We start from the raw sequence: 12,048 nt of genomic DNA, 5'->3' as shown, positions 1-12,048 counted from the left end.
GGCGCCGGTTTCATCCAGCGCCTGACTAAACAGGAATTCGCAAATCGGGTCGAGACTTGGCGTGTGATCCCGATCAATCAAAGGCGGCGGCGACCGGCCAGTCTTCCGTTTCGGTGCGCCAGAGGATGGAAGCGACTTTCCATTCGCCCTCGACCTTGAACAGGGTGATGAAGTTCACGCCGATCAGGAAAACCTCGCCGGTGACGCCATTCACGCCCTCATAGGCGGAACGGGCATAGGCAATCTCGCCCCATTGCGTGATTTCGGTGCGCGTGGCGCGTTCGGTGAAACCGTTCTCGACCAGCCAGGGGCCGGAGCGCTCGATATAATCGTCCAGCGTGATGACGCGGCCGCGGCCATCGCCCTCTGGACCGGCACCGACTGCGCCCATGGAGGCGCCGTCCATGAAGAGTTCCCGCATGGCGTCGAAATCGCGGGCCTCGCCGACCGGGCCGGAGATGACCTCATAAAGGGCGTTGATCGTGGTCTCGATCGCCACGCTTTCGTCGGACTGGGCCTGTGCCGGGATGGCAATGAAGCTGGCCGCGGCAAGGGCGGCGATAATGGTGTGTTTCATGAGTGTCCCCCAATTCAGTGTGACCAGTCTGCCGGGGCTGGGCCGGAGTACAAGTTACTGATCGGACAGGCTGGTACAGGTGAAGCCACGACGGTCCGCGTCGGCGGCTTCGAGGTCTGTCTCGGCGTTGATGACGCGCCGGTAAAGCGCCAGCCCCCGTTCGGTCGGGGCATGCAGGGCTGATGCATTCGGGTCAGACGACAGGATGAGATGCATGGCCTCGCCCTCGGCCTCACGGTCACTGATCACCGCGAAATTATTGGTGCGGGCGTCGTAGAAACTGATCGAGGCGTAATTCCCGTCGGCGGGCCAGGGGATGGAGAGCTCCAGATCGCCTTCGGACAGATCATAGGCACAGACCGAATAGAGAATATCGGGGCTGGCGCGGACAATGGTCTGGTTGTCTTCGCGCAGGCGCGGCGCGTGACGGACACCGCCGGATGCAGCGCCGGCGGCTTCGATCCGCTCCATCGCCTTGCCCATGATAACCGCCGGCACCGCGTTGAGCGTGAACAAGCCTGCCGCGAGGAAGCTGGCGAGGAACAGGCCAAGTGGGACGAGCAGGCGCATCATGTGTCCGCTCCGCAATCGAGCAGCTGGATGGACGGCAGGTCCAGGCTTTCAGGATCCTCCCGCACGACATCTTCGGGATGGTAGAGACGCAGTGTGATCGAGAAGGCGCCGGCATTGCGGGTGCTCAGCCAGGGTGTGGTGCCGAACCGCTCCGGCCCGGCGATGATATTCCATGCGCCTTCGCCCAGATCGGTACGAGTCAGGGCGTAAGCCGCATCGCCATTGCGCGGCAGGAAGTCGTCATCGGCGTAGAGTGTGAGGCTCCACCAGCGCGTCGGCATGTCCTGACCGGATACGGCATAGCGGCATGTCGCATCCAGCGCGCGGCCCTGGTCGTCTTCCCATGCGGTGAAATAGACGGTTTCCGACCGGTTCAGCGCGAGCAGGCCGCGACGGGCCACGACCGCGCGCAGGAGCGGGCCGGCATCGGAGGCCCCGATATTGGCATTGGTGCGCCAGGCGCCGTTCTGTATGCCGCCGATTTCCATCGGGCCGAAGACCAGAAACAGGGCCGCCGCGACGCCGGTCAGAAGACCGAGAAGGATGGAAAGGAGCGCGCGCCAGATCATGGGGCGAGCCTAGCGGGGCCGTCCCGGACTGGAAAGCCAATTCAGGATGTCAGGCGGCTTGCTGCTTGGCGGCGTCCAATTGCTTCATCAGCATCTGGATGCCCTTCAGCTTGGCCCGGCCTTCATCGGACAGGGTTTCGCTGTGGGCGACAGCCGCTTTGAGATGCCGGATGGCGCGGGCCTGGGCATCGCCGCAGCAATGACCCATCGGCAGGGCACCGGCCGTGGCCAGGCGCAGCAAGCCCATCGCCTTGTCGAGTGCGGGCCGGTCGCCGGCCTCCACCATGTTGAGGATCTTGCTCTCGTCGATGATTTTCATGCCGAGCGTGTCGAAACTGGCGGCCAGTTCCAGCTTGTCCTTCTTGGGATAGGTGCCCCGCATGACCCGAGCCTGGTGTGCCGTGAGAACGGCCAGGCGCTCCAGCGGCTGGCCCTCTCCCCGGACGTAGTGGCTTTCCGCGCGGGCATTGCCGATCACGCCGCGGACATAGCTGGCCAGCTTGCCCTTATTGGTCTCCCCGACCAGGTTTTCTTCCAGCGCCAGAAGGCGTTCGATCTCTTCATTCGGATCGCGGGCATGGCGCAGGTATTCGTCGATCGTATCGGTCTGCAGCAGACGGGCCGAGCGCGCGGTGAAAGCCTTGATCAAGGCGTCGGCCGGCAGAAGGCTGTCCGCTACAATGACCAGGCGGGCCGCCAGGTCCCGCGCCAGGCGGACTTCATCGCGGACACTGGTCGGGCGAAGCCGGCCCGGACGTTCCAGTTCCTTGAGCAACTGGGATGCGATGACCGAACGGCAGGCCTCGAATTCGCGGGTCTTGATTTTCTTGGCCAGGCGTTTGGCCGCGCTGGGGGCCAGCGACAACGCGTCGGCGGAATGGTCGCCGTCGAACAGGCAGGCCAGGCGTTCCAGGGTCTCGCCGAGATCCTTGCACGGGCCCATCATGGCCTCGCGGCCGGCATCGAAACTGATCACTTCAGCGATATAGGCATCGACCTCGGCCAGGGCGAAGGCGCGGGCCTCGGCGTCCTCGGGCAGGGCGTCGGACATGTCCAGCAGGACTTCCAGCTTGTCTGCGAATTTGCGCTCATGACTGAGCCGGTCGGCCATGGCGGCACGCAGGGAATAGGGGCGTTTGTCCTTGGAGAAGATGTCGCTGGCGATCTCCTTGAAGGGCGTTTTCTTGGGGTAGGACGGCAGGCGTTTGTCGCGCGCATCCTTGTAGACCCGGCCCAGGGCTTTCTGGACCAGCTCGTTGAGCTGTTTGACGAAGCTCTGGACGTTGGCGTCATTCTCGCGGGCGCTGGCGACGGCGACTTTTTGCACGGCGTGCTGGAGCTCAGTACCGGAGGCTTCCAGGTTTTCCACCAGATCGGCCCGGTGCAGCAATTCCATCGGCACGGCCTGGACCCGTTCCAGCCAGCTGGTCAGCACGCGGCGGATCGTATCGCGGGCATGGGGTTTGGACAGGTCATCCGGGGTCAGACAGGGCAGGCGCGCTTCAGAGGACTTCTCGTCGATCGCACCATATTTCTCGGCACCGGCCTCGTAGACGGGGACGGCCCTGAAGGAACGCGTTGCCTCATCATACTTTTCCTTGGTGACACGGACCGATCCGTCCTTGTTCTTGGCGACCAGTCCGGAGGCCAGCTTGATCGCGGAATCGCGGTCGGTGAACGCCTCCTGCAGCGCCCAGCCGGCCTTCCTGTTCTTCTTGAAGAAGACTTCGTAGTGGATCTTGCCGGTCATGAACTGTCTCCCCGAGAGCAGCGCAGACTTGCACGAATAGGTTTAAAACCTCGTGAACCATGGCGCGAATAAGGCAGCAGCGCTTGGCGCAACGCACATGCCATGTCTATTGTCGCCACAATTGGGGGTTCGACTGTCAACTCACATCAGGTTGGCAATGTCCGGAGACAGCATGGCTACAATCGCACTGGTCGATGACGACGAGAACATCATCACTTCGGTTTCCATCTTTCTGGAAGGCGAGGGCTATCATGTCCGAACCTATAATGACGGGGCTTCGGCGCTGACGGCGTTGGCAGAGGATCCGCCGGATCTGGGGATTTTCGATATCAAGATGCCGCGCATGGATGGTCTGGAACTCCTGCGCCGCCTGCGCCAGTCCTCGAACCTGCCGGTGATTTTCCTCACCTCCAAGGATGATGAGTTCGATGAAGCGCTGGGCCTGAATCTCGGGGCTGACGACTACATCACCAAGCCTTTCTCCCAGCGCCTTCTGGGTGAGCGGGTGAAAGCGGTGCTGCGCCGGGCGCGGGCGGCTGGTGAGCCAGGGGCTCCGATCGGCGCCGAGCCGGGCGACAGCAAGCCGCTGGAGCGGGGCAGTCTTCTGCTGGACCCGAACCGTCATGCCTGTTCCTGGAAGGGCGAACCGGTCCGTCTGACCGTCACGGAATTCCTGATCCTGCAGGCCCTGGCCACGCGGCCGGGCTATGTGAAGAGCCGCGATAACCTGATGGATGCGGCCTATGACGATCAAGTCTATGTCGATGACCGTACGATCGACAGCCACATCAAGCGGATCCGCAAGAAATTCCGCGAAACCGACAAGACGTTCGACGCCATCGAGACGCTCTACGGTGTGGGGTACCGCTATAAGGAAGATTGACGCCCAGGCCTTCAAGGCCGGCCTCAAACGGGCCGGGGCGGTCCTGCGCAATCTGACGCCGCGGCCGTCCTCCCGTCTGGCACAGCTCATCCTGGTCGCCAATTTCGTGGCGCTGGGCGTGCTTGTGGTCGGCATGATGGCGCTTTCTGAGACACGGCGCGGCCTGGTCAATGCCAAGCTGGATTCGCTGCGGGCACAGGGTGAGCTGATCGCCAATGTGCTGGCGGAAGGCGCGTCGGATGGCGCACCGGCCCCACGCCTGCGCAATGATGATGCGCGGGCCATCCTGCGCCAGCTCTATGTGCCGGAAGAAAGCCGGGTCATTGTCTTTGACAAGGGCGGTGCCATCGTCGCGGACAGCCATTTGCTGGCCGATGTCTTCGAGACCACGACGCTGCCGCCGCCCGGGCAGCAGCCGACGGATCTGGCCGTGCAGGCTCGCGGCTTGCCGACCCGCGTTCTGGACGGATTGTCCAATCTCCTGCGTTCCGAGGAGGAAAGGGAGGCCCTGGACCGCAATCTGACCGATGAAGTCCTGCAGGTGATCGAGGGCGAGACTGTCGGGGGTGTGCGCCGCGAACTGGATGGCCGCCGCGTGGTATCGGTGTCCATCCCGATCCAGCCCGTGCGGGCCGTGGTCGGTGTCGTGACGATCGAATCCTATGATCTGGACCATCTGATCGAGGCCGAGCGCCGGGCGCTTCTGCCCTTCATCCTGATTGCGGCCCTTGTGACCGCCATGTCCTCGCTAGCCCTGACCGTCTTCATCGCCCGGCCGATCCGGCGGCTGGCGCGGGCCGCGCGTGAGGCCCGGCGTGCTGGCGGGCGGCGCGTGCAGATGCCGGACCTGCGCTCCCGCAATGATGAGATCGGTGAACTCGGGATTGCCTTGTCCGAGATGACCGAAGCCTTGTGGGACCGGCTTGATGCGATTGAAAGCTTTGCGGCTGATGTGTCCCATGAGCTGAAGAACCCGCTCACCTCGATCCGGTCGGCCGTTGAAACCCTGCCTCTGGCCAAGGATGATGAGCGCCGCGACCGGCTGCTGGCCGTCATCACATCGGATGTGAAGCGCCTGGACCGGTTGATCACCGACATCTCCAAGGCCTCCCGGGTTGATGCGGAACTGGCGCGCGAGGATGTCGGGCCGCTGGACCTGGCCGGCCTGCTGACGGAATTGGCGGAAAGCTACAATGAATCCGGGCGGACCAAGGCGAAGATCATACTCGACCGGCAGGTGAGAAACGGGTTGGTCATGGGGCGGGATGGTCCGCTGGGGCAGGTCTTCCGCAATCTGATCGACAATGCCCTGACTTTCTCCCCGGAGGATGGAACCATCCGCTTGCGCATGGAGCGCGGGCACCGGCATGGACAATCGAGCCTGAGGGTCCTGATCGAGGATGATGGCCCCGGTATTCCCGAGGACAATCTGGAAACCGTGTTCGAGCGCTTCTACACGGAGCGGCCCAAGGGTGCGGCATTTGGTACCCATTCCGGGCTCGGCCTGGCGATTTCCCGCCAGATTGTGGAAGCCCATGGTGGCCGGATTACCGCAACAAACCGGAGAAATCCGGCGGGAGAGGTGGCCGGGGCCTGCTTCATCGTTGAGTTGCCTGCCGCTACGGCTGACTGACAATTTGCCGTTCGCGTTGCAAAAAGACGCTTTCCCGCCGGGTAAAGCCGCGTTTAGATGATTTCCATGATCGGAGTCGTCGTCGTCTCTCATGGCCGTCTGGCCGATGAATTTGTCGCCGCCACGGAACACGTGGTGGGGCCCATGGATGCGTTTGTCGCGGTTTGTATCGGGCCGGATGACGACATGGAGAAACGGCGCGCGGATATCCGCGATGCGATCGCGGATGTGGATCGCGGCGAAGGCGTGCTGGTCCTCACCGACATGTTTGGCGGGACACCGTCCAATCTGGCCATCTCCCTGCTCGAGCCGGGCAAGGTCGAGGTCATTGCCGGGGTGAATCTTCCCATGCTGATCAAGCTGGCAGAGGCGCGCTCGCGGGCCGATCTGGACAGTCTGGCGCGCATGGGTCAGGACGCCGGCAAGCGCTATATCGCGATCGCCTCCAGCGTTCTTGAAGGGGCAGGCAAGTGACGACAGCGGCCCGCCGGGTGACGATCTGCAATGCGCGCGGACTGCATGCGCGTGCCGCGGCCAAATTCGTGGAAATGGCCCAGGGCTTTGACGCGGAGATTCACGTCTCTCGGGATGGCGAAACCGTGAATGCGGATTCCATCATGGAATTGCTGATGCTTGCGGCCAGCAAGGGGTCCGAGATCGGCATTGAAACCTCAGGGCCGGACGCCGAAGAGGCCGTGGCCTCTCTGGCCGAATTGGTCGAAGCCGGATTTCACGAAACCGAATAGAAAAAGGGGCGCCGTCTAGCGCCCCTCTGTCTTGTTCGGGATCGGGCCTTATTCCGCCGGATCTTTTTCCATTTCCAGTTCCGGAGCGCCCGGCGCCAGATCGCTTTCGTGCGCCCGCTCCATCATCGGGTCCGGACCGTCATCTTCCATCATCGGATCATCCACCATGGCCGGTTCCGGCGCCGTGGCGGCTGCTGTGACGGCTTCCTCGACACGGGATTCCACGCCGGCGAGAGCTTCTGATTGCGGCGGTGCCTGGAGCGGCGAGGCGATCGGGGCCATGTCTTCCGGTGCGGCGTCCGGGGTGACCGGTTCGGCCGGGACGTCCGGCTCAACGGCTGGAGCGGCCTCTTCAGTCGCAGCCGGGGCGGAATCCGTTGTGTCAGCCGCTTCCGGATCTGCGGGCGTTTCAGCGGCCGGTTCGGCATTGCTGGACGGCATGGGCGGCGGCGGTGCCATCGCCATGGTGCGGTCATCAGCAAGCTCGGCCGGCTCGGCATCGGTCTGTGTCTCTTCGCTGGCAGACGACACGGCCGGGCTTTCCCCGCCTTCTTCGGCCGCGCTCAGAGCCGCCGCCGCGGCAACGGCATCAAGACTGGGCAGATCGTCATCATCTTCGGCCGCGTCTGCTGTCTCAGCTGCAGGCGCATCTGTGTCGGCCGGCTCAGCGGCTGCCTCGTCCGCGGTTTCTGCGACCGGCTCGGCCTCGGCTTCAGCTTCGGTGTTCTCGACCATGTCCGCGCCTTCCGGTGCGGTATCCGCTTCGGCTTCGACCGTTTCCGTCGAGGCTTCGTCGACCGGTGTGTCGGGGGAGGCCGCGTCTACGGTCTCCGGCTCGTCTTCGCTCTCGGCGCGGGCCTCTTCGGCCGAGGCGACAGGCGGGAGCTCGATCGGTGCGCTGGCTTCGGCTTCACCATTGGACGAATCCGCGTCCGGTTCTGCCGGCGTTGCATCCAGTGCTGTGGCTTCTGCGGGCATCTCGGCCGGTTCGGCAATGGCCTCATCGGCACCGTGCGCCATGGCAGCGGCGCTGGCGATGGCGGTTGCAGCGGCCGCGCCGGTCAGGGCGTCGTCCGCCGGGGCAGAGGCGCGGACACCTTCTTGCGGCGGGTTGCGCAGGGCATGCTCGGCCAGGCGTTCGATGCGGGCATTGAAGCGTCCGGCATCACGGATGCGGTTGATCAGCCCGCCCAGCAGGAACAGGACGACCGCGCCGCCGATCAGGATCAGGGTTGCGCCCGCACCGCCCAGAATGGTGCCGGCGGCCAGGGTGAAGCCTGCCAGGATCGGCATGTAGACAAGCCGCCAGGAGCGGGCCGAAAAGGCGAGCAGGGACAAGACCAGTCCACCGGCTGCCAGCCCCCATTCGGTCAGCTGTGCCGTTTCCACGACGCCCAAGGCAGCAATGCTGTCGAGCAAGCCGGACGGCAGCACGTTCTCAAGCCGCCAGCCGGAAAGCGACGGCAGCAGCATGTTGATTTCATTGTAGATGTTGAACGCCGGAACGCCGGCCATGGCGGAGCCGAACAGTTCGGAGAAGAAGACGTGCAATTGCGGCCAGACTGCAGTGAATGCCGTCAGCGCAAGCAGGAGAATGGACAGCCACCAATTGAAGGAGCGGGTGATGCCGCTGCGCGCGAGGAGCGAGGTCGCATCCGGCGAGGCCCGCATCCAGACATCGCGCGAGTGATTGATGATGGCGACAGGGCGGGAACGGCGATTGGGGCCCGACTGCACGCGCAGCAGGGTGGCATTGTCGCCGGGGGCCAGGGCGCTGGTGCGCTCCAGCAGGCGGACATCATGGTCGACGCCCTCATTGTCCCGGACGCGACCGGAGCCCGCATCGGAGCCGGTCACTTCGCCGGAGACAGCGTAAAAATCGATCCGGCGAGCCCCGAAGGCTTGCCCGGCATGCGCAGTCGGCAACAAAGACATGGTTCAACGCACCTCTTACACAAGGCATCCGGGCCGATCTGTCCCAAATCGGCGCGGCCCCTCACCCATACAGGGCTTACCGTACAAGTTCGGGGCCGAAAAATGAACGTCTTAATCAAGTCTTCAAAAATTGTTCAATCTTCGTTCCGCTGCAACCTGACGAGCATACTTGTGTCGGGACAGCAATTGGCTAGCGTCGCGGCATGCGTCTGACTTTGATCCTCCTGCTGGTCGTGAGCGGCCTGCTGTCGTCCTGCGGCTCTGTGACCGGTGGCCTGACACCCTCCCTTCTGGAGCGGGATCGTGGCCCATTCGTGCCGCGTGATGAATTGCCGGTTCCGCCGAATGTGTCGCGCCTGATCGGTGAGGGTGACTGCCAGGGATCGACGCTGGCCGCTGTTTCCGCCGGCATGCCGGACTATCCGCATTCGGCCTGGGTGCGGGGCCGGCAAGGCTGGGTCGTGGTCCGGTTCAATGTGCTGGCAGACGGGCAGGTGGATGATGTGCGGATTGCGCACGCCGTGCCCAGCGGTCCGTTCAACCGGGTCAGCCGCCGCGCTGTGTCGCAATGGCAGTTCCAGCCGCTGCAGTCCGGAACGCCGCTGCAGAACTGCGTGGTCCTGTTCGAGTACCGCCTGGGCGAAGTCCGTCTGCGTTGACGGGCCGCCGCATCCGCTTTCCACAGTTGAGTTCAGTCCAAGCGTTTGCCGCGGCCAGCGCGCCGATCCGCCCGGCCTGTCAGGTGTTGTCCGCTGCCGATCCACAGGTTTTCGACGGATGGGTGCGGCAGGGTCTATAACTTATTAAGTTTTTGTCTTAGCCGGGCGTCGCCCGCGAGTCGCCGGACCGGTATGATGGTGATTCGTGAGGGCCTCTGGATCAACGGGGGTGGGCCACACCCAGGGCGAACTCTATGACGGGACAGACATTCCAGATCGTGACACTGATCGTCACTATCGGAGCCATGGCTTTCGCTGTGGCCGTGGGTTTGTGGGCCTACCGGCTGACGGCCGGTGCGCGCGGTGCGCAACTCGTCTGGCGCCGCAAACTGGCTGAACTGGAAGATCGTGTCTCCCGCGCCGACAGCGTGTTCGGTGCGCATCCCGGTCTCGTTCTGGTCTGGGACCAGGCACCGTTTGACGAGGACGACAAGGGCTGGGGCGAGCCGCGGATCTTCGGCTCATCCGTGGCCCTGGCCTCGCTTCTGCGTTTTGCCGAAGCCAGTGACGGCCCCAATCCGGCCGGCATCCTGATGGAAGGTCTCGCCGATTATGAGGCCCGCTCGGCCGGTGGTGAGGAAACCACGCTGCGCCGCCGCTTCCACGATCTGGCCCAGAAGGGGCAGCCTTTCTCCCTCACTGTGCTGGGGCCCAGCGGCCGCTTCCTGGAAGTGGATGGCCGCCCGGCGGGAACCCAGCTTGTTGTCTGGCTGTCCGATGCCACGATCCGCGGCCTGGAGGAGTCCGGGGCGCGGGGCCGGATCGAAGAGGCCCGCCGTCTGGTCTCGCAAGACCCGATGGCTTTCCTCGACATGCTGGGTCGTGCGCCTTTCCCGGCCTGGCGGATGAATTCTTCCGGCCGGCTGGAATGGGTGAACCAGGCCTATGTCGCCGCTGTCGAGGGCAAGGCGCTCGACGAAGTTCTGCAGGAACAGGTGGCGCTGGACAATGCCATGGTCGAGCAGGCCCAGCGGGCCACAGCCGACGGCACGCCGGTCAGTGACAGCCGGGTGGTTGTGGTCGAAGGCCGCCGCCGGGCCCTGCAATTCCAGGTCTTCCCGGTTTCCGGCGGGGCCGCCGGATTCGCGATCGACGTCACAGAGGGCGAGGAAGCCAAGGCCGCCTTGAAACGCTTCCGCCGCGCCCATGACGAAACGCTGAACCATATGGCCGAGGCTGTCGTGGTGTTTGACCGGTCGCAGCGGCTCAACTTCTACAACACGGCTTTCTCCCGTCTCTTCAAGCTGGATGATGCCTGGCTCAATGAGCGGCCGGGGCATGGCCAGTTCCTTGACCGGATGCGCGAGAAACGCCTGCTTCCGGAGCAGGCGGATTATGCCGACTGGAAGTCCCATGAGCTGGCCCGTTATGACCAGCCCTCGACCGAGGAAACGCCGGACGAGTTGTGGCCCCTGCCCGATGGCCGGACGCTGCGTGTCGCCCGGCAGCGTCACCCGCTGGGCGGTCTGATGCTGATCTTCGAGGACAAGACCGACGAGATGGCGCTGACGGCGCGCTACAACACGCTGATCAATGTCCAGCGGGCCACGCTCGACAAGCTTCACGAGGCTGTTGCCGTGTTCGGCGCGAATGGTCGTCTTCAGCTGCACAATAATGCTTTCGAGGATCTTTGGGGCTTTGAAGCGGTGGAGCTGGACGGGCAGCCGGAATTCGATGCCGTGGCCGAGACCTGTGCCAGCCTGTTCGCCGATGACCGGGTGTGGACCGATATCAAGGGGCGGGTCACCGATCCCAGCCCGCAGGCGCGCAAACAGGTGACAGGCGAGATGCGCCGGTCCGATGGCCGCGTGCTGACCTATCTGACGCGACCGCTGCCCGATGGCGCGACGCTGATCTGCTGGGATGATGTCACCGACAGCCGCCGGATCGAGGAAGCCCTGCGCGAACGCGCCGAGGCGCTGGAAACTTCCGAACGCATCAAGACGGAATTCGTCGAGCACGTCTCCTACCAGCTGCGGACACCGCTCACGACGATCAATGGCTATGCCGACATGCTGGCCCAGGGCTTTGCCGGCGAGTTGTCAGACCGCCAGCGCGAGCCGATGAGTGCGATCCAGCAGGCCGCCGAACATCTGGCTAAGCTGGTCGATGACATTCTCGACGTTGCCGCGATTGATGCCGGTCAGCTGGAGCTGGATCTGGGCGATGTGGATCTGGGTGAGGTGGTGCGCGAGGCCGCCGAACTGGTCCAGGCGCGCGCCGACCATCACAAGATCAAGCTGGAGGTCGATGTCGACAGCGAAATCGGTCTGCTCCGCGCGGACCGCAATCGTTTGAAACAGGTTTCCATGAACCTGCTGTCCAACGCGATCCGCCATGTCGAGGTGGAAGGCCATGTCACCATCGGCGCCCAGGCCAAGCAAGACGAGCTCACCCTGTGGGTCGTTGATGATGGTGAGGGCATCGCGCCGGAGAAACAGGCCAGCGTGTTCGAGCGCTTCTCGCGTGGCGAGCGGGGCGGCGCCGGTCTCGGCCTGGCGCTGGTGAAGGAAATCGCTGAATTGCACGGTGGCTGGGTCGAGCTCCAGTCGGAACCGGGCAAGGGCACGCGGGTGGCCTGCCATCTGCCGCGCGAACCGCATGGTGATGCGGTGCCGCCGGAACTGGGTCTGACCGGGACGGTGCAAGCCGGGAAGGTCTGA

The 12,048-nt window shown here is 64.2% G+C and carries 11 protein-coding genes; 6 read left to right on the top strand and 5 right to left on the bottom strand.

Going from position 1 to position 12,048, the window contains the following annotated elements; translation table 11 throughout:
* Positions 1–73: 73 nt before the first annotated feature.
* From I0K07_RS01085 to I0K07_RS01070, 4 genes are read right to left on the bottom strand one after another with little or no spacing between them, the layout of a single operon-like run.
* Positions 74–577: a nuclear transport factor 2 family protein gene (locus I0K07_RS01085; RefSeq protein ID WP_203290819.1), complete on the bottom strand. Its 504-nt coding sequence runs from the start codon at positions 575–577 to the stop codon at positions 74–76.
* Between the two features lie 54 nt (positions 578–631).
* Positions 632–1,150 carry a DUF1254 domain-containing protein gene (locus tag I0K07_RS01080; protein WP_203290818.1) on the bottom strand — a complete coding sequence of 173 codons (519 nt, stop codon included), beginning with the start codon at positions 1,148–1,150 and terminating at the stop codon, positions 632–634.
* Entirely contained in the window at positions 1,147–1,719 is a 573-nt protein-coding gene (locus I0K07_RS01075) for a DUF1214 domain-containing protein (protein WP_203290817.1), read from the bottom strand. Before I0K07_RS01075 ends, I0K07_RS01080 begins: the two co-directional genes overlap by 4 nt.
* A 49-nt stretch (positions 1,720–1,768) precedes the next feature.
* A complete protein-coding gene (locus I0K07_RS01070; protein ID WP_203290816.1) occupies positions 1,769–3,469 on the bottom strand; it encodes a hypothetical protein in 1,701 nt (566 codons plus the stop codon).
* 172 nt (positions 3,470–3,641) lie between these two features.
* Between I0K07_RS01070 and I0K07_RS01065 the strand changes: the two genes are divergently transcribed.
* From I0K07_RS01065 to I0K07_RS01050, 4 genes are all read left to right on the top strand, one after another.
* Complete coding sequence (locus tag I0K07_RS01065; RefSeq protein ID WP_203290815.1) at positions 3,642–4,352, top strand: response regulator transcription factor; 711 nt, start codon at positions 3,642–3,644, stop codon at positions 4,350–4,352.
* Positions 4,324–5,985 (top strand): sensor histidine kinase, encoded by a 1,662-nt coding sequence (locus I0K07_RS01060; protein ID WP_338041003.1) that lies wholly within the window; start codon positions 4,324–4,326, stop codon positions 5,983–5,985. The genes I0K07_RS01065 and I0K07_RS01060 overlap by 29 nt, the downstream gene beginning before the upstream one ends.
* Positions 5,986–6,051: 66 nt before the next feature.
* On the top strand, positions 6,052–6,459 hold the full coding sequence (locus tag I0K07_RS01055; RefSeq protein ID WP_203290814.1) for a PTS sugar transporter subunit IIA: 408 nt from the start codon (positions 6,052–6,054) through the stop codon (positions 6,457–6,459).
* Positions 6,456–6,731, top strand: a complete 276-nt coding sequence (locus tag I0K07_RS01050; RefSeq protein ID WP_203290813.1) for an HPr family phosphocarrier protein — start codon at positions 6,456–6,458, stop codon at positions 6,729–6,731. Before I0K07_RS01055 ends, I0K07_RS01050 begins: the two co-directional genes overlap by 4 nt.
* 48 nt (positions 6,732–6,779) lie before the next feature.
* Here I0K07_RS01050 and I0K07_RS01045 read toward each other — a convergent pair whose 3' ends face one another.
* Positions 6,780–8,666 (bottom strand): hypothetical protein, encoded by a 1,887-nt coding sequence (locus I0K07_RS01045; protein ID WP_203290812.1) that lies wholly within the window; start codon positions 8,664–8,666, stop codon positions 6,780–6,782.
* Positions 8,667–8,869: 203 nt separating this feature from the next.
* Between I0K07_RS01045 and I0K07_RS01040 the strand changes: the two genes are divergently transcribed.
* Both I0K07_RS01040 and I0K07_RS01035 read left to right on the top strand, forming a co-directional pair.
* A complete protein-coding gene (locus I0K07_RS01040) occupies positions 8,870–9,325 on the top strand; it encodes an energy transducer TonB (protein WP_203290811.1) in 456 nt (151 codons plus the stop codon).
* 254 nt (positions 9,326–9,579) lie between these two features.
* Positions 9,580–12,048 carry a sensor histidine kinase gene (locus I0K07_RS01035; protein WP_203290810.1) on the top strand — a complete coding sequence of 823 codons (2,469 nt, stop codon included), beginning with the start codon at positions 9,580–9,582 and terminating at the stop codon, positions 12,046–12,048.

It is taken from the genome of Maricaulis parjimensis, from assembly GCF_016817355.1.
Classification (GTDB): domain Bacteria; phylum Pseudomonadota; class Alphaproteobacteria; order Caulobacterales; family Maricaulaceae; genus Maricaulis; species Maricaulis parjimensis.
Note: the sequence above shows the minus strand (reverse complement) of the source record. Positions and strands in the feature narration are given on the sequence as shown.

What these genes read in the sequence shown, in the direction of transcription:
- I0K07_RS01070 (WP_203290816.1), bottom strand. Translation starts at nt 3,469, where the DNA reads ATGACCGGCAAGATCCACTACGAAGTCTTCTTCAAGAAGAACAGGAAG.
- I0K07_RS01080 (WP_203290818.1), bottom strand. Translation starts at nt 1,150, where the DNA reads ATGATGCGCCTGCTCGTCCCACTTGGCCTGTTCCTCGCCAGCTTCCTC.
- I0K07_RS01045 (WP_203290812.1), bottom strand. Translation starts at nt 8,666, where the DNA reads ATGTCTTTGTTGCCGACTGCGCATGCCGGGCAAGCCTTCGGGGCTCGC.
- I0K07_RS01040 (WP_203290811.1), top strand. Translation starts at nt 8,870, where the DNA reads ATGCGTCTGACTTTGATCCTCCTGCTGGTCGTGAGCGGCCTGCTGTCG.
- I0K07_RS01055 (WP_203290814.1), top strand. Translation starts at nt 6,052, where the DNA reads ATGATCGGAGTCGTCGTCGTCTCTCATGGCCGTCTGGCCGATGAATTT.
- I0K07_RS01075 (WP_203290817.1), bottom strand. Translation starts at nt 1,719, where the DNA reads ATGATCTGGCGCGCGCTCCTTTCCATCCTTCTCGGTCTTCTGACCGGC.
- I0K07_RS01035 (WP_203290810.1), top strand. Translation starts at nt 9,580, where the DNA reads ATGACGGGACAGACATTCCAGATCGTGACACTGATCGTCACTATCGGA.
- I0K07_RS01065 (WP_203290815.1), top strand. Translation starts at nt 3,642, where the DNA reads ATGGCTACAATCGCACTGGTCGATGACGACGAGAACATCATCACTTCG.
- I0K07_RS01085 (WP_203290819.1), bottom strand. Translation starts at nt 577, where the DNA reads ATGAAACACACCATTATCGCCGCCCTTGCCGCGGCCAGCTTCATTGCC.